General features: G+C 35.9%; 21 protein-coding genes and 1 riboswitch. Of the genes, 4 read left to right on the top strand and 17 right to left on the bottom strand.

The window, feature by feature from the left end; genetic code table 11:
* Positions 1-22 precede the first annotated feature (22 nt).
* From TR08_RS32405 to TR08_RS06360, 4 genes are all read right to left on the bottom strand, one after another.
* Entirely contained in the window at positions 23-172 is a 150-nt protein-coding gene (locus tag TR08_RS32405; protein WP_193747690.1) for a hypothetical protein, read from the bottom strand.
* Between the two features lie 460 nt (positions 173-632).
* The gene (locus TR08_RS06370; protein WP_045516675.1) at positions 633-992 is read right to left on the bottom strand and encodes an HIT family protein; all 360 of its coding nucleotides are present in this window, start codon (positions 990-992) and stop codon (positions 633-635) included.
* Positions 993-1,005: 13 nt separating this feature from the next.
* Positions 1,006-1,437: a RidA family protein gene (locus TR08_RS06365; protein ID WP_045516674.1), complete on the bottom strand. Its 432-nt coding sequence runs from the start codon at positions 1,435-1,437 to the stop codon at positions 1,006-1,008.
* Between the two features lie 326 nt (positions 1,438-1,763).
* Positions 1,764-2,177 carry a hypothetical protein gene (locus TR08_RS06360; RefSeq protein WP_045516673.1) on the bottom strand — a complete coding sequence of 138 codons (414 nt, stop codon included), beginning with the start codon at positions 2,175-2,177 and terminating at the stop codon, positions 1,764-1,766.
* 277 nt (positions 2,178-2,454) lie between these two features.
* Here TR08_RS06360 and TR08_RS06355 point away from each other — a divergent pair, with 277 nt between their 5' ends.
* Both TR08_RS06355 and TR08_RS06350 read left to right on the top strand, forming a co-directional pair.
* Positions 2,455-3,423: an NAD(P)-dependent alcohol dehydrogenase gene (locus tag TR08_RS06355; RefSeq protein ID WP_045516672.1), complete on the top strand. Its 969-nt coding sequence runs from the start codon at positions 2,455-2,457 to the stop codon at positions 3,421-3,423.
* A 65-nt stretch (positions 3,424-3,488) separates the two neighbouring features.
* Positions 3,489-4,001 carry a GNAT family N-acetyltransferase gene (locus TR08_RS06350; RefSeq protein WP_045516668.1) on the top strand — a complete coding sequence of 171 codons (513 nt, stop codon included), beginning with the start codon at positions 3,489-3,491 and terminating at the stop codon, positions 3,999-4,001.
* Positions 4,002-4,121: 120 nt separating this feature from the next.
* Here the strand turns inward: TR08_RS06350 and TR08_RS06345 are convergent, their stop codons facing one another.
* Positions 4,122-4,415: an RNA polymerase alpha subunit C-terminal domain-containing protein gene (locus TR08_RS06345; protein WP_045516667.1), complete on the bottom strand. Its 294-nt coding sequence runs from the start codon at positions 4,413-4,415 to the stop codon at positions 4,122-4,124.
* A 441-nt stretch (positions 4,416-4,856) separates the two neighbouring features.
* Positions 4,857-5,210 (bottom strand): DoxX family protein, encoded by a 354-nt coding sequence (locus tag TR08_RS06340; protein WP_045516666.1) that lies wholly within the window; start codon positions 5,208-5,210, stop codon positions 4,857-4,859.
* 516 nt (positions 5,211-5,726) lie between these two features.
* On the opposite strand from TR08_RS06340, the gene TR08_RS33555 reads away from it, so the two are divergent.
* On the top strand, positions 5,727-5,846 hold the full coding sequence (locus tag TR08_RS33555; protein ID WP_081954374.1) for a YjcZ family sporulation protein: 120 nt from the start codon (positions 5,727-5,729) through the stop codon (positions 5,844-5,846).
* Between the two features lie 186 nt (positions 5,847-6,032).
* Here the strand turns inward: TR08_RS33555 and TR08_RS06335 are convergent, their stop codons facing one another.
* Positions 6,033-6,791, bottom strand: a complete 759-nt coding sequence (locus TR08_RS06335) for an ABC transporter ATP-binding protein (RefSeq protein WP_045516664.1) — start codon at positions 6,789-6,791, stop codon at positions 6,033-6,035.
* Positions 6,792-6,804: 13 nt separating this feature from the next.
* A complete protein-coding gene (locus TR08_RS06330) occupies positions 6,805-9,111 on the bottom strand; it encodes an ABC transporter permease (protein ID WP_045516662.1) in 2,307 nt (768 codons plus the stop codon).
* A gap of 378 nt (positions 9,112-9,489) precedes the next feature.
* Between TR08_RS06330 and TR08_RS06325 the strand changes: the two genes are divergently transcribed.
* Complete coding sequence (locus tag TR08_RS06325) at positions 9,490-10,425, top strand: FkbM family methyltransferase (RefSeq protein ID WP_045516661.1); 936 nt, start codon at positions 9,490-9,492, stop codon at positions 10,423-10,425.
* A 269-nt stretch (positions 10,426-10,694) separates the two neighbouring features.
* On the opposite strand, the gene TR08_RS06320 is transcribed toward TR08_RS06325, so the two are convergent.
* The 9 genes from TR08_RS06320 to TR08_RS06280 form a co-directional block, all read right to left on the bottom strand.
* A complete protein-coding gene (locus TR08_RS06320; RefSeq protein WP_045516660.1) occupies positions 10,695-11,651 on the bottom strand; it encodes a DUF4822 domain-containing protein in 957 nt (318 codons plus the stop codon).
* A 104-nt stretch (positions 11,652-11,755) separates the two neighbouring features.
* Complete coding sequence (locus tag TR08_RS06315; RefSeq protein WP_045516821.1) at positions 11,756-12,463, bottom strand: ankyrin repeat domain-containing protein; 708 nt, start codon at positions 12,461-12,463, stop codon at positions 11,756-11,758.
* A gap of 190 nt (positions 12,464-12,653) precedes the next feature.
* Positions 12,654-13,340 carry a response regulator transcription factor gene (locus TR08_RS06310; protein ID WP_045516659.1) on the bottom strand — a complete coding sequence of 229 codons (687 nt, stop codon included), beginning with the start codon at positions 13,338-13,340 and terminating at the stop codon, positions 12,654-12,656.
* On the bottom strand, positions 13,337-14,785 hold the full coding sequence (locus tag TR08_RS06305; protein WP_045516657.1) for a sensor histidine kinase: 1,449 nt from the start codon (positions 14,783-14,785) through the stop codon (positions 13,337-13,339). Before TR08_RS06305 ends, TR08_RS06310 begins: the two co-directional genes overlap by 4 nt.
* A gap of 254 nt (positions 14,786-15,039) precedes the next feature.
* A complete protein-coding gene (locus TR08_RS06300; protein ID WP_052427363.1) occupies positions 15,040-15,624 on the bottom strand; it encodes a copper resistance CopC family protein in 585 nt (194 codons plus the stop codon).
* Between the two features lie 285 nt (positions 15,625-15,909).
* Positions 15,910-16,782: a 5'-methylthioadenosine/S-adenosylhomocysteine nucleosidase gene (locus tag TR08_RS06295; protein WP_193747689.1), complete on the bottom strand. Its 873-nt coding sequence runs from the start codon at positions 16,780-16,782 to the stop codon at positions 15,910-15,912.
* A gap of 176 nt (positions 16,783-16,958) precedes the next feature.
* Positions 16,959-17,061, bottom strand: a riboswitch (purine riboswitch).
* Between the two features lie 234 nt (positions 17,062-17,295).
* Positions 17,296-18,375: an NAD(P)H-dependent flavin oxidoreductase gene (locus tag TR08_RS06290; RefSeq protein WP_045516656.1), complete on the bottom strand. Its 1,080-nt coding sequence runs from the start codon at positions 18,373-18,375 to the stop codon at positions 17,296-17,298.
* Positions 18,376-18,405: 30 nt separating this feature from the next.
* Entirely contained in the window at positions 18,406-19,236 is an 831-nt protein-coding gene (locus tag TR08_RS06285; RefSeq protein WP_045516654.1) for a hypothetical protein, read from the bottom strand.
* A 5-nt stretch (positions 19,237-19,241) separates the two neighbouring features.
* Positions 19,242-19,421: a hypothetical protein gene (locus TR08_RS06280; RefSeq protein WP_045516652.1), complete on the bottom strand. Its 180-nt coding sequence runs from the start codon at positions 19,419-19,421 to the stop codon at positions 19,242-19,244.
* Positions 19,422-19,452 lie beyond the last annotated feature (31 nt).

The following is a 19,452-nucleotide window of genomic DNA, read 5'->3' as shown; positions in this document are numbered from 1 at the left end:
TCTTCTTTGGCATGTTATTAGATTAATGTACTCGAATCATTTCATAAATATCTTCATCATGATGGACCCTTGTATGCTTGGATTCAATCCTTTCAAACTCTACAATCTCATCATAATTCATTGACTCGCCAAACCACCAGTTTTTGAATTCAAGAAAAAGTTCTGTAATCATCTTGATTCCTCCAGTTACGGTTATTGGATTTCTTATACTCTTATTATACATGTGAATCACTTCACATAAAAGCGCTTACATAATAGACGGAATAGGAAAATAATGGTGAATAATCAGAAAATGGTTCGCCGTTCATACTTACGTTTAAAGACTCCAATACAGAAGACCAGTCTTGCCGGTAAGGATAATAATAGTACAATACATTCACCTACTTTATGAAATGTCTACAACATTTTATGTATCATTTAGATTTTTGACCTTAAAAACATATCAATTGATTTAATTCCTTAATCAACTATCCCGTGCGTAGCTCAAAAAAGACGTTAATCCTTCTTGGATCAACGCCTCAGTTAGTTCAAGATATTCGCTTTTTTATTGGTACAAATAAATCAACTTTAGATTTTCCTTCTGAATCTTCAGAAGGGTTATTTATGATTCTATTTTTATTCTTACAGGACTGTTAACACCAAGTGCCATCCAAATATCTAATACGATTTCCAAAATGAACGTGCCAGTGTAAATGCTTATTGCTCTGGTATTGACCTATATTAGTAGATACAGTACAAGCTCCATATTTATCATTAACTTGTTTTGATACCTTCTGAATCACTACAAATAGATCATCCCATACATATTTATCATCAGGATTAAGATCAATTAGTGAAGTAATGTGTTTTTTTGGAATAACAACTATATGTACATCATAAAAAGGACGAGTATGATAAAAAGCTAATGTATTCTCAGTTTCCCACACTTTTTCTACTGTTGTCTTACCACTCAATACCTCGTCACAATAAAAATCTTCAATCCCATCTGCCATTTGTTAACAACTCCTATTCATAATTTAACTTATTACTAATACGGTTATCTACAGCGGCTACTGCCTCGATCTCTACTAACTGATTTTTATATCCTAGAACCGTAACCCCTGATAAGGTACTTGGCACATCATGATCACCAAATTCTTTTCTTATGATATTCCAAGCGGTCACCAAATCAGACTGATTTTGTGTGGCAACAAGAACTCTTGTATATACGACATCTTCCAATGAGGCTCCACATTCCTTCAATGCTTCCTTCAAATTGTCGACACAAAGGTTTGCCTGAAGCTCATAATCACTTGAATCTGGAACGGTTCCCTCTTTTGTAAGGGGGCAAGCTCCCGCTAAAAATAGTAAATCCATCCCTGCTGGTATCCGACTAGCATACGCATAATCAACTTGAGCTAAGTTTGTAGACTGGACTAATGATATTTTTGGGGTCATTGTTTTCCTCCAATATAGTAAAATTTCTTTATTTCTTTTAATCAATTTTTACCTTAGCAATTTTGCCAGGAAAATCTATTATCCTTATATTTCGACAATATTTAAAAATCCCCTACTTTTTTCTTGTATTTTTGAATATTATTTCCAAAATATGTACCTATTTCTATCAATAATCCACTTATGACTTACAACTTGTCTTTAGTTTATTAATCTAGAAATAAATCTCGTCATATTAGCCCACACAAAGAGGAATACAAATTCAAATTAATTAAGGTATATAAAAGGATAGAGGATTATTTTTAAGCCCCTATCCTTTTACTTTATTATTATTTTTTTTCTTTTTTATTTTTTCCATTATCAATACTTTGTGCAAATGTTAGTACCTCCAATAATTTATCAAAATCAAAAGTACTATTGCCCATCATACCTAAAAACAGCTGTAATTGTTGCAGCATATTTGGTTGCATTAAAGTGCCGGAGCCCATTTGATTTGTAGAAGTTGAATCTTGCAGTACTGAATTGTTCGTGCTCCCTAATTTCTGTAAATTTCTGTTTAATCTCCTTAACTCAACATAGATTCTATTCAATGTGTCTGTTAATTCAGTTTGATTACCTTGGCTGCTAACTACTTCTATGTTCTCGATATTCACGCCTTCTTCGGTTTCCTTAATGTTTTCATTTGTTACATTTACAGCCTTATTCTTCTTGCTCTCCTTACTCGCTTTGCTATCTTTTCCCATCGAGGTCACTCCTATTTTCAAGTTAATAAAATAAAAATTAATTAAGGTTTGTCCGAAATATAATATGTTTAAAAACACAAAAGTGTATAGACAAACGTGTAATTCATATTTAAATTTTGATTCAGTGCATTTTCAAGCGATATTCCTTCCCTTTAATTTGATTTCCTTCCATAACATGCTTAAAAATTCATCGGTAAAAAGATGGACTCCAGTATTGATTCCCTTTAACTGGAATATCTTTAATTAGGCGTCATTAATTATAGGAGGGAGGGCGATTATGAAAGCGATCGTGTATAAAAAATATGGTCCGCCAGATGTTCTTGAAGTAACAGAAGTCGAAAGTCCAATTCATACGGACAATCAAGTATTGGTAAAAGTTAAAGCAGCTTCAGTGAATTATGGGAACATGGTTCTTTTAAGAGGAGAACCGTTCTTAGTTCGCTTTGCTTTTGGGCTTTTAAAACCAAAATACTGCATACCCGGTGGTGACGTATCTGGTACGGTGGAGGCAATTGGCAAAGATGTTACCCAGTTTCACATTGGCGATGAAGTGTTCGGTGATTTATCTGTTAGTGGCTGGGGTGCTTATGCCGAGAATGTAGCAGTTCCTGAAAATGCATTAGCCTTAAAACCAGCCAATTTGTCCTTTGAAGAAGCGGCTGCGGTTCCGATGGCGGGAGTCACTGCCTTACAGGGTCTGCGGGATAAAGGAAAGCTTCAACCAGGACAGAAGGTTTTGATTAATGGTGCATCTGGTGGTGTAGGAACTTTCGCCGTACAGATTGCCAAATCACTTGGTGCAGAGGTAACAGGAGTGTGTAGTACGAGGAATTTAGACATTTTGCAATCGCTTGGAGCAGATCACGCGATTGACTATACAAAGGAAAAGTTTACCGAAAATAAGAACACTTATGACTTGATTCTTGGTGTTAACGGACACCAACCCCTTTCAGATTATAAGCGTTCCTTGAAACCAAATGGCATTTTTGTTCACGTAGGAGGTTCAGCGACTCAAATGTTCCAATCCATGACATTGGGAGCTTGGATATCAAAGACCTCGAGTAAAAAAATGGGTACCTTCTTACAAAGACCCAATCAAAATGATCTTGTTTTTATGAAAGAACTTCTTGAAGCTGGCAAAGTAAAACCTATCATTGATAGACAGTATACGTTGAGTGAAGTTCCCGAAGCGTTCAGATACTTTGAACAAGGGCACGCTCAAGGAAAAGTAGTCATTAAAATATAATCCTTAATATTTATGGCTATCACTGTTATAATTAAGGCCATATTCATAATTTAGGGGTGTCTTTCGTGATAAGATCAGCACAGGAAAAAGATTTACAGGACATATTGGACATATATAATGATGCCGTCCTTAATACTACTGCTGTATATACCTATAAAGCCCAAACCCTTGATACGAGGGAGATTTGGTATAAACAAAAAATGGAGGAAGGTTATCCTGTAATCGTATATGAGTTAGATAATAAAGTAGTTGGATTTGCCACTTTCGGTCCCTTTAGACCGTGGCCTGCTTACAAATATTCGATTGAACATTCTATTTATGTAGATGGTAGTTATAGAAGAAAAGGGATTGCTACATCTTTATTGAAAGAAATTATTGCAATTGCCAATGAGAGAGAATATATGACGTTAATTGCAGGGATTGATGCAGCAAATGAAAAAAGTATTGCGATGCATAAGAATTTTGGCTTTGTTCATTCAGGAACAATTAAAAAAGCAGGCTATAAATTCAATACTTGGCTTGACCTAGCTTTTTATCAATTGAATCTTAACGGACCTAAAAATCCAGTAGAGGTATAATACATTCAATTAACGTAGAACCCCCCAAAGTGATTGCTTGGGGGGCTATCATTGAATCCAACTCTAACATGTTATTTTCCATTCCGTACTCTCCCTATTGCTGCCAACAGTTGCAGGTCATTAGTTATTAAAAGATAATCCCTCTTCCTTTAAAGCTGACCTAAGTTTAGGTAAAGAAGCTGGTCCCATCCCGTGAAATTTTAAAATCTCCTTTTCACTATATTTTGATAGCTCATTTAAAGTAGTGATTCCATTGTTTTCTAATGCTCTTCTTGCTGGTCCTGAGAGCAGTGAAAGAAATCCATTTTCAGGTTTGCTCTCTTTCTCACAAGTCGGACAGGTTGGACAATCACTACTTTTATAATATTTGTGACCTTTGGGGCAAGTTCTTAAATTTTTTGCAGAAGTTGTCATTTTTAAATGTCTCCTATTCTTATAAAATTTTTACCTATAGAAATAAACTGAAATAAGGAATATTAATGGTGAAATTGTACCAAATAAACTGATTTTAATGAATCAAAACCAAAAATAAAAAAAGAGCCGTCCTTATTACTGCAGGAACGCTCTAAACTCATCTTCTTGGTTTAAAATTCTATACACAAATTACTTAATGCTCCAAAATCTTAGGTTTGATTAATCACCTTCGGGGTCTTCGATTCGTCTCCACTCCCCATTGCAATAAAAAGAGGAACAAAATGTTCAGGTCTTGGTACAGCTAAACGGGCATGGGGAGCTAACAGAAGATACTAATCTAGTGAATTTATGTCCCCTTTTTGTACCTTATCAATGATCCAATTATCAAATTCGGGAACCATGCTCTATAAATAATGAATGCATCATATATATTCACTCCTCCTACCAACGTCCGATTGCCACAAATATTGCTAGCGCTAATAAGATAATATTCATCCCAATTGCCTGATTTTCTTTCCGCTTAGCGTGAAACACAGCAGCAAGAATCATGATTACCCCAAGTCCAATAGCCGCGATTGGTGTTAGGATAGGTGCGATTCCTAAGGCATACGGCAAAATTAATCCTAGTCCTCCTAGCAATTCCGCTACCCCGATAAACGTAACCAAGCCTTTTGAAGAATCTTTTACCCATGGCATACTAGCTTTCGCTTTCTCATAAGAAAAAGCTTTCGTAGTACCTGCCATTAAAAACATCAACCCTAATAAAATTTGAACAATCCATAACGCGATATTCATAATTCAACCTCTCCTTTTAAATTGTTTTTGGTATACTGATTTTTCTCTGACCGAAAAACAAAACGACAGCTAATATAAGAAGAATGAATGGCGTTATGGCAATTGCAAAACTTGACCAGCCTGTATGTGCGTGAATACGGCACCAGCCATAACGACCGTTAGCAAACCACTAAAAATTGGAACTAGGTTTTTCTTCCTATGGTTAGAATATTCCCTAAGAATACTTTTTAGAAGTAGGTACATTAATGTGTCATAGTATACAAAAAGATACCATGAGTGGAGGAAGCTAAATGTCTGGCGATTGTAATGGTACGACCCCAGAAAGTAAAACCAATTTCCATTTCATCGATTGTCCCATTCAATGGGCTCCCAATCGGCCGCTCCCTTTGTTACTCTTTCAATAAAATGTGACGCAATAAAATCCAATACCCCGCTATTGAATTAAATAACCAAATTGGTGAGCTAAAATTGGATTAAAAAAATTCCTAGTATCAATCCCTGGGCGAATGTCATAAGATGTATTCTTCCCAGAAAAAGGAGGTTTCTCTTGTGAGTAATGAATTTGATGTGGGTATTGGATTTCAGTTAATTGTTGTCCTATTCATCCTGTTAATTATTATTTGTTCAGTATGTTGAAAAATAATGTTGGCATTTAATCAGTTTGCGGTGTAAAACAAAACTCGCCAAAAATATTGAACTGTCCCCACATTTTTTAGACCAATCTAATTATGTGGGGTGCAGTTTAATATTGGCGAGTTTATTTATTCGTTAATAGCAAGGGGAAATTTTCACGATTTTTACTAATGTCACTATCAGAACAAATCATATTCCTATTTCCAGCATTTTCACCGTTACTTTCTCTAATCTGCCATCCATATCCATTCCGTCAAACTTCGGAAGCTTCAACTCGCTCACAATTTTTCCATCACGCATAAACATTATTCGCTCCGTCCGAGCCGCAACCTTTGCGTCATGAGTTACAAGCATAACCGAAGTACCGTCAGCGTTAATTTCGGAAAATATGTCCATAATCTCCTGCGCAGATTTTGAATTGAGCGAACCCGTCGGCTCGTCGCCGAAGATAATTTTTGGGCTGTTCATAAGCGCTCGGCAGATTCCCGCACGCTGAAGCTGACCTCCCGAAACCTGTATAATGTCGCGCTTTTCAAGTTCCGCAATGCCTACCCTTTTCATAAGCGCTCTTGCCTTCTCCGAAATTTTCACGACGTTTTTTCTGTTCCCGCGCATTGACGGAAGAATAATGTTGTCGAGGATATTCAGATTTTTCAGCATAGTCGGCTGTTGAAAAACAAATCCCATTTTTGTTCTACGTATATCTGAAAGTTCATTCTCCCCAACCGCCGATAAATCCCTGCTGTCAAAAACAACCTTTCCGCCGTCAAAGCCGTCCATTCCGCTCAGCGCAAACATCAGCGTCGATTTTCCGGATCCTGAAGATCCCATAACCGAAACGAACTCACCCTCGTTTATTTCAACAGATACTCCGTCGAGAACATTGCGCTGTTCATCACCCTCACCGAAAGCTTTTACTATATGATCACCGATAATAATCTTCTTCAAATGCCAACTCCCCCTACTCCTTTATATTTTCGGAAATTTTTATTTTTCCCGCGCTCGATGTGCCAATCATAGTTGCGATAAGTACCGTGAATATCATCATTAGCGGACTAAGCAGATACGCATTAAACGGATTGACCGTAAAATTAAACTTTGACGCTCCAAACGAAGAGATAAGCGCGCCCGCAAGGACCTCCCCTAGAGTGTTCGCGAGAAGCGTACCGAGAATGATTCCGACAATCAGCACGAAAACCGAACGAGAAACATACTGCGCCTTAATATCCGAGTTTGTAAACCCGAGCGCCTTCATTACGGCAATGGAATATCTGTCCTTTGCAACAAGCATTTTCATGAACAACAGTGTAACCAGTACCGTAATAACCAGCGCAAAGGCAACTGCGGTGTAGGAGGCCATTTCGACGGAATTTATTGTCGAGCCTAGGGTCTGAGAAACATATTCATCAATGTCTGAAGTCTTTGCAAAATCAAATTTGTCCGAATATCCTGAAACCCTGCTGTCGATAAGAGATTTATCCGAAAGTTCAACACAGATAATGGTCCACATGACGTTCGCCGAATTGTCGGTGAATACAGCCTTTGCGGTTTTGCCGCCGTTAGTAACATCGGAGTAAATTCCGGTTACCGTGAGATATTTCTCCTTCCCTTCAATCACCAGCGTAAGATAATCACCGACCTTTTTGCTCATCTCACCGGCGTTTATAACCGAAAGCGCGATTTCGTCATCACGGGCAGGTGCTCGTCCCTCAGAATACTCAATAGGAAATGCCGCATGATCACCAAGTTCAACTTTTATATTTTCCTCTGAACCGTTACTCGTTTTTACTTTGAAAGTCTTTGTTGTCAGAACAGTATACTTTGAAACGGCACTGTCGCTGTCAATCGTCTTCACAATTTCATTCGTTTTGTCAGATATATTGGTCTGAATGCGCAGATCGTAGTTTCCAATCCCCATATATTGGATGAAGCTTTTTGAGGAAATCGTGTTGTACAGGTTCTGCGGAACAATCATGATAAATGCCGAAATCACCAGGACCACAAGCATTGTGGCGTATAGTCTTTTTCTTGCAAGAACATCCTTGATTCCGAGAAAAATATTCGTGCTAAACAGTCTGTTTCTAATTAAGGTAAAACGCTTAGCGCCAGCTATCTTTTCCTGAGAAGTACCAAAGCGTATAGCTTCCGCAGCAGATATTTTCTGAAAGCGTTTTAAAACGAAGTTTACATATGTAACAATTGCAAGAAATACAAGCAGTATGCCAATGATTCCTAAAACTAGGGCAACAGAAGAATTTTCGCTTTCGCCCATATAAAGCCGTATATTTTCAAGAAGCATGCCTTGGAACATAAGTGAAAAAATAAACCCAAAAATACTACCTGCCGCCGCTATGCCAGCGTATTTAGCAAGATAAATCTTCTTTATGTCGGAAAGACGAAGCCCTATTGCTTTCATAACACCAATTTCACGGTAGTCGTCTTCGATTTTCGCAAGGAGCGTAAAACGTATGCTCATAAATGCTATCGCAACGACAAGTGCGCAAACAAGAAGAATTACTGCAATCAACATCCCGTCTGAAATGGCGTTCATCGTTTTGAAAAGCGTATAGGTAACCGTTGGTCCATTCGCTTCAAGCCCTGCGGAAGCATAAGCTGTTTCAAATTCGCCAATCGCCGAGAAATCCTTTAATTTAAACTCAATCAGATATTCGATACTTCCAAGCTCTTTTATTTCCGCGAAATCTTTGTTGCTTACAAGAAATCGCTTTGACGCGGAGAGCGAGGAATTCATGGTCGAATCACGGAGAAATCCCGAAACGGTAAACTCCTTCCCGTTTATTACGGCCTTGTCACCGACACTAACGGTGTTGTCCCTCATATAGGTTATTGGAACATATAGTTCGCCGTCGGATACGTTGATGATGTTGCCGTTAAGATCAAGAAGATAATCGAATTTTTCGTTCTGTATGCTGAAGCCATTATCCTGAACACTATCGCTGAGCGAATGATCGCCTAAAATAATCTGCGTGCCGTCCATTCCTAGAAACTCAACTACCTGATATTCTTCGACGTTGTTATTTTGCTCTGCAAAGGATTTAAGTCGTGCGGTATCAATATCACCGGAATGCATTTGCATAAAATGCGGAGTTTTCGCCTGTGTCATAAGCGTATCTAGCGCACCAGAAAGATTTACAACGAGAATCGCCGCAAGCGAAACAAGCATAGAGGCAGCAGCTACAAATATCATTGTTGTCAGCGTTATCGCTTTGCTCTTTAAAATGTCATTACGGATTATTCTGAAATACATAACTCACCTCTGTTTTAAAGCTTTATTATCCTTATTTAGAATTACAAAATTACTGGATTCACACATACAAGCAATTTCGCGACCATGGATTTGAGCACACGAGCAATACCCTCAACTAATTCCGCTAAAATTAATATTTTTCCATCAATCTTCTCCTCTTTTTCATTTAGTAAATCTCATTAATGTAACTATACAATTGAACTGAATATCCCTTAACCGTCCTCCGCTTTATTTTCATCTAAGACTTCAGGTTGACTAAATTTATGGTTTAAATATAATTGTAAATTTATTGTTAAGCTTTCTTAACTGTGAAGGAGTTTTTAAATGTAAACAGAAAATTTTATGAAAGTAGTTATTTACATATACAGGGGGGAAAAAATGAACACGAGAGTATCTGCGGGAAAGACTTTCTTATTAAAAATGTGGGAAAATTATCCGAGGACGTGGAAGTTTTTAATTGATTTAGGAATATTTCTTAAATACAAGACTTTGAATAAAAGTAAAATTCCAAATGAAATTTTGCTGCCTTCCTCCAATACGATCTTTGTCAATTCAGAAGAAAATCGTGGTAGAGCATTGTTAATCAGCAATGGGATGACTCAGAAGCGTTTAACAAACTTTTGGATTAACGCTGTGAATGAATATTCACCAGATTTGGTTATCGATGTAGGCGTAAACTATGGAGAATGTATTTTCTCGACAAATTATCCTAACCACACACAAATTTATGGAATCGAAGCGAATCGAGATTTGTTAAAGTATATTCATCAATCAAGAGAGGTCCATCGAAATAAAGCGCAAATTAAGATCTTTAATGTTTTTGCGGCAGATAAAGTAGGAGAAAAAACGTTCTATGTAGATAAACATTGGTCCGGTACATCTTCTGCAGCCTATCGTCCTTCACACGATATGATTGAACAAACAACGGTTAGCTCTGTAACGATTGATTCGATAGTCGCTGAGGATGTTACGAACAAAAATATTTTATTTAAAGTTGATGTTGAGGGATATGAAGCATTTGTTTTAAGAGGAATGACAGAACTATTTCAGAAAAGTGCTTCTGCTTTAGGTATTATTGAATTTAATAGTGAGTATATGGAAAAATCTGGAGTGAATTTAAATGACTTTATGCGGTTTTTACAACAATATTTTTCAGTTTACATCTATAGCAAAAATGAGCTAGTAAATGGAAGTCAATTAACTCTCTCCGATTTACATAAACTATTCGGGTCAAATTATGTTCATACAGATATGATTTTAGTGAAGAATGTAAAGGAGCAAATTGATTTATTACAGCTTTCTTCAGCTTCATAGGGATAGGGTTTAGAACGGGCATTGGATATTTGGTGCTCGTTTTTTAATTTTTATAACATTAATTTGATTATTTGACATTCTTTGTTTAAGAAAAATTAGGCTGCCTCACACCAAAAGAATTTGGAATGAAGGCAGCCTAAAAGTGGTGTTATATATGTGTCTCATATCGCTTAGTACGTTCAAGTTCTACTTTTTTGTTTTATAGTACTTTTTCAGTGGCCTCGATAAATTCCATACCCTTCATGACTGCAAGCCAAGTCATATTTAAATTATTTTGTGAATTTTAGTTTGAAATCACCTTGATATGGAATATGCTCAACGGTTATAGTTATGTCTTTACCATCTTTATCTTTACCATTTCTTTTATAGGTGAATTTATTTTCATTCAGCTCTGTAAGTTCAAGAACTGCTCCATACTTCATTCCTAGTGAAACATGGGCTCGTATCTTATTTCCATGAACAACATCGTAATAGCCGTAATCACCGCGGCTTAAACCAGTTTTAGCGTCAAAAAATTCATATTTATTTGTCTTAAAATCATATTTTGCAAGACCCAAATAATTTTGGTTGTAGGCTGATACATCATTGCCGTTTTCATCTAATGCCACAGTTCCTTGCCATAGCGTGTCTGATAAAATTTTATCTCCATCCTTGTCTGTAACAATTTCTCCTGTGGTTGTATCTAAAGTCTTATCTGGGTCCGTAAAGGAAAGTTCTGTTTCTATATAAGGAATATGTTCAACGAATACCTCTACTTCGTTACCATTCGCATCTTTTCCCATTCTTTTATAGGTAAACATATCTTTATTTAGTTCTGTTATTTCGACAACAGCTTGGTAACCCATTGCTGAAATTAATACTCTCTTCTTTCCATCGTTAGTAATAAAGAAAGTTCCTTTATCTCCTCGGCTTGCTTTTGTCGTTTTATCAAAAAACTCATATCTCGCTGTTTCATCGTCATATTTCGCTAGACCAATAAAGTTTGCGTTCTCTTTTGTTAAGTCATTTTTATCCTTATCATATACCTTTGTACCCTGCCAATTTGTGTTACTAAGAATAGAAGCCAATTCCTGTCCTTTTGTTTCCTTCTTTTGTTTTTTACTTTTTATTGCAGTTTGTTCTTGATTCTGTTCACTTGTTTTTGCTTGGGTGACTGTGCTGCAACCTGATATTACTAAAGTTAATCCAAGTATTACAGCTGGTAATATTTTTGTTTTTTTGTTCATTTTAGCGTTCCTCATTTCATTATTTTAGTGTAATTTACATTACTGCCTATGATTTCTAATAGTACTTGGTTATGTGTTTCATGATGGGACCTTTTACAATCAGGTTATTTTGCTCCTGCTGTTAACAAAATATTTTCAATCGCTTTAAATCCTTTCTCGCGTGCATGCTGTAAAGGGGTCACATTATTATGATCAGGAATGTTGACATCTGCCCCATGATCGATTAGCAATTGCACGGTTTGCTGCTGTTTCTCATCACCATTATTCAAAATAATAGCTTCTAGTAAAGCTGTCCAACCGAGATTATTTACATGATTAATATCAATATCAGTATTCGTTAGAAGTTCTTTAATAACATCTACATATCCATGTTCTGAGGCAGGGATTAGAGCAGTTCCTCCATATCTGTTCGTGATCGATGGGTCGGCACCCGCTTTAATAACTAGTTTTAAAATATTGATATAACCTTCTGCACCAGCATATAGGAAGGGGTTATTTTTCATGTCATCCTGGATGTTGACGTCTGCTCCCGCGTCAATAAGTATTTTTGCAGTTTCTTCATCATTGTTGTAAGTTGCAATCATAGTGGAGGTTCGCCCTTCTGAGTCCTGTATATTAATATCAATACCTTCCTCAAGCAATCTTCTTATTGTACCCGCATCTTTGCGGTTTGCTGCTTGAATCAATTGTTCCTCCATATCTACCTCTCCTTTACTCTCTTTCTCCTGTTTATTTGGTTCCCTAACCGTATCTGAGACACACCCCTGAAGTATAAAGATACATCCAATGACTATTGTCAGGGATCTCCACATGAAATTCACTTTTGCTATCCTCCTAACTAAATTACTAATTGAACTTGTTTACCTTCCTTATGTTACTACCCAATCATAAACTCTCTCGAAAAAATTTCTTAAAAAAAGATAAACTTTTTCATAAAAATTCTTCATTTTTATAAAAAATATCCGCCACCTTTGTGACGGATTATCATATATAATAATTATCTTAAACATTGAATCGATACCCTGCTCCCCAAACCGTTTCCAAATATTTCGGATGTGCAGGATCTTTTTCAATTTTCCCTCGTATTTTTCTGATATGAACGGTCACAGTTGAAACATCTGCTGCCAATTCAAAGCCCCAAATATTTTCATAAAGCTGTTCTTTGCTCAAAACTTGATTCGGGTGCATCACTAGAAACACCAGCAAATCAAATTCCTTTGTGGTGAAAGATGTTTCCTCGCCGTTTATATAAACTTTTCGTGCTGACTTATCAATCGAAATCTCTTTAACCGAAATAGAACTTGATTTCGCTTGACTTCCTGCTAAGCGTTCATACCGCACTATATGCGCTTTCACCCTAGCCACCAACTCACTTGGACTAAAAGGCTTGGTAATATAATCATCCGCCCCTATACCGAGACCTCGAATTTTATCGATATCCTCTTTCTTAGCGGAAACAAACAGAATAGGAATATTTTTAACCTGGCGTACTTGTTTACATATCTCAAACCCATTTACTCCAGGGAGCATGATATCCAAAATGATCAAATCATAATCATTTTGAAGAGCCAGTTGGAGTCCTGAATCACCATTATGATCAACATCTACATGAAATTGATTAATTTCTAAATAATCTCTTTGCAATTCTGCGATACTAACTTCGTCTTCAATCAATAAAATCTTTTTCATTCATACACACCTTTCTTCAAAGAAAAGAAGACACTTGTACCCTTGCCTTTCTCACTCGTTGCCCAAATCTCTCCTCCATGCTCTTCAATAATGTGTTTGGAAATCGCAAGTCCTAAACCACTTCCACCAGTCCTAGAATTTCTAGATTTTTCAGCTCGGTAAAAACGATTAAAAATGTATGGCAAAGCAGCAGGTTCGATTCCATAGCCATTATCATTTACTTCTACAACAACATCAAAAGGTCCTTCATGGAGAGAAACAGAAATGTTCTTTTCATCTTTATTCATATACTTTACACAATTGTTTATGAGATTTACTAAAACCCGTTTTAACTTCTCCCGGTCTGCCGTCACGTATATAGGTTTTTTCATAAAATGATAATTAATTTGAATGCCTTTTTGATGTAATTCCAGATGAAGTTTTTCTACATAATCCTGCAAATATTCAACTAGTTCGATATTTTCAAAAGTGAATGGCTCTTTCTTTAAATCTAGTTTTGAAAATAAAAACAGTTCATCTATTAACGAATCCATATCCCTTGCTTTTAAGTTAATTGTGGTTAAATACTTCTCCATTTTCTCACGGGTGTTTGCTACACCGTCTTTAATCCCCTCAACATAACCAATTATTGAAGTAATAGGTGTCTTCAAATCATGTGAAATATTTGAAAGAAGTTCTTTTCGATTTTCCTCGTACTGAAGCTGGAGGTTTATTGACTCCTTTAGTTTAATTCTCATTTCCTCAAACGTCGTGTTTAATTGTCCGATTTCATCATTTGAAGTAGCCTTGATTTCAAAATTTAAATCTCCTGACTTAATCCGTTCTGCACCTTCTTTTAGCATGGAGATAGGCTTAATGATACTTCTTGACACTAAATAGTTTAATAATCCAATAACCATAATAAACAGAAGTACCATAAGACCTAATAAAATTGGGAACAGCTCTCGAATCAACTGGGCATTCGAGCTTACCTTCCTCAATACAAAAATACTTCCTTCACTCTTGTCTGAAAAATAAAAATCAAACTTCACATACGTGAAAACGAAGTCATTAATATAAATTGAATCCCGCGTATTGATATTTGTTTCTTCAAAGCTAGGAAGCGAGGAAACCAATGCCTGCTTATCAAGAGTGCTTGTAGCGTATTCAATGTTCTTATCTTTTCTAACAACTATCTTGATATCTTGATGTTCAATCTTTTTCAATTGTTCATCGTTTAAAAGCTGCTCGGAGTTATTTTTTGCCAAAAGCTTCAAATCAAGAAACACACTTTCCTCAACAGCAGTCAAAGGTTTTTGAAGATAAGATTTTTTGTAAAAATGCTCTATTGACTTTACATCACCAGTTATCGTAAAAATAATTAAAAAACCAGCTGCTAATAATAAAGTGATAGAAATAAGGATTACTCCAACGTAGGACAACAGAAACCTCATTTTAATGGACAAATAATCACCTCCAAATCATCCCGCGCTAATTTTCATAAATGGCTAAGAGAACCATATCACACAATTATTAAAACTTTATAAAATATTTAAAAAAAAAACAAAAAGTAGGTCAAAGACCTATGGAGTCTTAACAAAAGAAAAGACAAGAAATTTATTTTTCTTGTCCTTTAAGGTAAATTATTTATGATCGTTTTTTTAGTGAAATAACTAGTGCTAACCACCCTGCAATTAAAGCTGCGCTTGAAACATAAAAATTAACTCTTCTTCTTTTTAGTGAATAGTAAAAGTACAATTCCAAAAATAACGATTAAGATAATAAAAACTGTAGTTAGCATTGTTGATTCATTTTTTTGATCTTCTGTTTTTTCAACTGTATCAGCAGCGGAGTTTTGTTCTACACTTTTTTCATCTATTTGATTGGATTGACTGTCTTCCTGTTGAGTTGCTTCGTTTTCCTCAGGAGTAACAGGATTTGTTTCTACTTCATTTTGATCATTTTGAACAACGAAATTGATTTCGCCTTTTATCGGATGACCATCTTCCCCAACAATTTTCCATTGGATTATGTAAGATCCGTTTTCTAATGGTTTTGCTATAGTTCCCATTAATTGCTTATTTTCAACTTTGATTCCTTCAAACGGAATAACATTTCCGTCCTTAATCAAATCCATCGTACTTAATTCTTCGATAGTGGTAGCAAAAGTAAGGATAATTTGTTCTAGATTCTCTGTTACAACTTGCCCTTCAGATGGATTGGAAGTGGATATACTTGTGTGCGCACTAACAAATGAGGGTACCATCATTAATGTACATAACAAGATTAACATGATTTTTTTCAAGATAAGACTCCTTTCATTCTGACTCGTGATAATCATAATTATATTCAATTATGTAATATGCTAATCCCAAGTTCCTAGCATATTCATATTAACACGATGTTTATGTGTTTTTAAGGGCATATAACAATTTCACAATAGTTTTACAATTAATATTATTTCGTCTATTCGAAATAGACAAATATTGCTTTTTTAAAAAATCTTACATCCCTTTTTCCACTGCTGTGTAAAGTAGAAAAAGAAAATGCGTCTCCACAAAAGTAGAAACGCATCCAATCACTTAATTATTTACTTTTTCATCATAGAAATATATTCTTTAACGACTTCAAAAACATACTCTTGATTTGCTGCTGCTGTCCCCGGATTGTAGGTACCGCCATTTGTTTTATTATTCGATAGGATTCGAATACCTAAGAATGCTACATCATAGGCTTCGGCAATTTGAGCTACTGAAGCAGCTTCCATTTCTTCTACAGAGGTACCGTATTTCTCATGAATCCATTTAATTCGATCCACTTCACTATTCCAAAAGTCTGCTGAACCAATCGTACCTTCGACAACTTTACCCTTCGTGTATGTGTCTTTTACTGCATTAGCAGCGGCAAGTAAATCCTCATCTCCGTAGTAGTAACGGACTTTATTCGCACTTTCATCTGATCCGCTTCCTTCCGAAGCCATTAAATCCATCGGAATCCATGTAGTTGGATCAATTCCTTGGCCTTCATCCATATTTGTTGTTTTTAATGAACCAATGTTTGTCGTTCTTTTCCCCAACACAATGTCAAATACATTTAGACTTGGATCATGTCCACCTGATGTACCTTGATTGATGATGGCAATCGGGTTATATTTTTCAATAGCCAATGCTGTTGCAGCAGCTGAATTTTCCATTCCCTTACCTGTTTTCGTAACGATAACTGGATAATTATTCAATTGTCCTTTGTAAAAAACAAAGTTTCCTGATTTTTCCACTTTTACCTTATCTAATTTTTTCGCAAAATCTTCCGCTTCTATAGGCATTGGACCTTGAATGATGATTGGTCTCTGCGCCCCTTCTACTTCTGTTTCATTTAGTAAAGATGCATTACATCCTGCGAGCATCACTAACATTCCCGAAATAGCTGCGACTGAAGCAAATTTCTTTAACATTTTCTTTTTCATAAATAACTCTCCCCTTTTTCTCTTGTTGTTTGATATACCCACTAATTGGTTCCAAATAAAAAAGTCTAGAAAATGCAGGATCATTCCTGCCTTCTAGACCTACGAAAGTCAAAGTATAAATAATTTAGCAAGAAGTTATTGCTAAATCATAAAATGGCGTGGCTTGAGCTGCCGGACAGCCGAATACTTTAACTCGTAGTCTAGTTCATTATTGGGAACCAGGTAGAGACACTCAGACCATATTACTGAGTATATACGAGTAATGATATTTAAGATTATTACTTTGTTAATATAGCAAACTTATAAAAAATATTCAACAAAAAAGTGAACATTAATAAAAATTAACTAATAAATGTTCGTGTTTTAGGATAAAGGTTACATAAAAATGGATATGATGTCCCTGTTTCTTAGCGTTATCTTTAAATTATTTCTTATTAGCAGAAAATCACAACCTACTTAAATTAATTGAAAAAGAAAAAGCAATCCTCCGTTATGGAAGGATTGCTGCATCTTCTATATATAATTATTGATTTTTTTAGCTTCAGTAATAATGGTATCTAATAAGTTTTTTACGGTTTGATTTTTAGCTAATCTAGGACTTTGCCCGGACCAGAGTGATATGTAGTCTGCGTTATTTTGAGAAGAAGAAGCTTTTCTAATAGGTTGGGTTAGTGTATTTTGAACTGGGAAATCTGGTAATAAATCTTCATGTTTCTCCATTTCTGTAATAAATTTATTTTTAATTCCTCTTGCCCATTTACCAGAAAAAGCTCGAGTTAAAACAATTTGATCTTCTTTAGCGTTCATTATAGCTTCTTTGTATACCTTATGAGCGCCACTTTCGATACACGTTAAGAAAGCCGTACCCATTTGGACTCCCTTTGCACCTAAGCATAGTGAAGCCATTAAACCTCTCCCATCCATTATTCCTCCAGCAGCAATAACAGGAATGCTTACATGATCGACAACCTGTGGAATCAGGGACATTAAACCTACTAAACTCTCTTGAGATTGACTAATAAAGTTCCCTCGATGTCCACCCGCTTCACTACCTTGAACAACCACTATATCCATTCCTGACTTTTCAACTTCAACAGCTTCATCTACTGTTGTAGCTGTTCCTATGAGAATAATAGTATTTCTTTTTAATTCTGCAATCGTTTCCTTAGAAGGAATACCAAAAGTAAAGGAGCAAACAGGGACCTGTTCTTCTATGACTACTTTTATCTGTTCGTTAAACGTTTCAAATACATGGATGGAGTTTGGAATGTCCAAACTATCATTAAGTTGTAAATTCAATTGCTCGTAAATGGGCTGTAATAGTTGATTTGCTGATTTAATTTCACTTTCAGTATAGGTAAATTCATTGGGAACAAATAGATTTATGCCAAACGGGCTTGATGTTAACTTCTTTATTTCCCTGATTTGTTCACGTATTTGATTCGGAGTCATATAGCCAGCTCCAATCATTCCGAGACCTCCAGATTTTGAAACCTCAGCCACTAATGTCGAAGTGGTTATTCCCCCCGCCATGGGAGCTTGGATAATCGGATACTCAATTTTCAAAACCTCTGTCATACCATTCGTTAACATCCCATACACCTCGTTGATTATATTTTCCATTTACCTAACTTTACTTGGATTATGTATTTGCAGCCATTTTTCCGATTCCTGAATCATCCACTGACCAAATTCATTTAAAAAGATTAAGAGACGGTCAGCGTTTGTTGTAGGTTCGATTGCATAGTGGAGAGCTTGTTTCATATCATGCTCTTTTTCAGGATAATGCTTTGCAAAAATGTTATAGGCAGGGTACAAATCTCGCGTATACAGATTTTCTTCCACGATGACAAGTGCAAGTCCAGCTCGAACAATGATTTTCATAATCCAGCCACAACAATCTAATATATCAGACAAATCATCATTATCAACAAGGTCTTCTCTTGCCAGTTCAATTTGTTCTTTAAGTTTAATCAGGTGATCATTTCCAAGCGTTTTATTCGCCTTGTAATCGGGTAAATGTGGTGATAAATCTTCTCCATATACACAAATACTGTGGGTCTTGAGCATAAAAGGAATAATTGAAAAAATAGTAGTTTCCAATATTTCGTCTATATGATAGAAACTTAATTCGACTCCATTTATACAACTGAATTGAGCGTTTAATCTTCCTTCAACTTCACTAGTCCATTGTAAGTATAATTCACTTGGTTTTTTGTGTGTAATGGCTATCGTATCTAAGTCTGAAACTCCACCTATTCCTAATCCTCGGGGGATCGAACCTCTTATGTAAATACTATGTAAGTTGTTTCCTAAATGAATTTGATAATCTTTTACTACTTGCTCGATTACTTCTAGAAATTCAGGTTGTATTTTACTTTTATTAGAATCATTAAGTATGAGTCCTCTATCGTTTGTAGGACAATAACGCCCGATATCCTTAATAACTGCCAATAAGTTCACTCCTCTTTCCTATTTAAGGTAATACAGTCTTCACATATAAATTTTCCTTCGTTTCTTATATATGCTTTGATTTCCGTAAAACCTTTTCGCTTAGGATAGAGCATTTTTACATAAACCATTTCATCTTCCTTAATTTCTTTCTCGCAAACCATACATTTGGGTTTATCCCAAAACATAAAGTAATCATCTCCTATTCTGACAACGAAT

The organism is Neobacillus niacini (assembly GCF_000759675.1).
Taxonomy (GTDB): Bacteria; Bacillota; Bacilli; order Bacillales; family Cytobacillaceae; genus Neobacillus; species Neobacillus niacini_A.
Note: the sequence above shows the minus strand (reverse complement) of the source record. Positions and strands in the feature narration are given on the sequence as shown.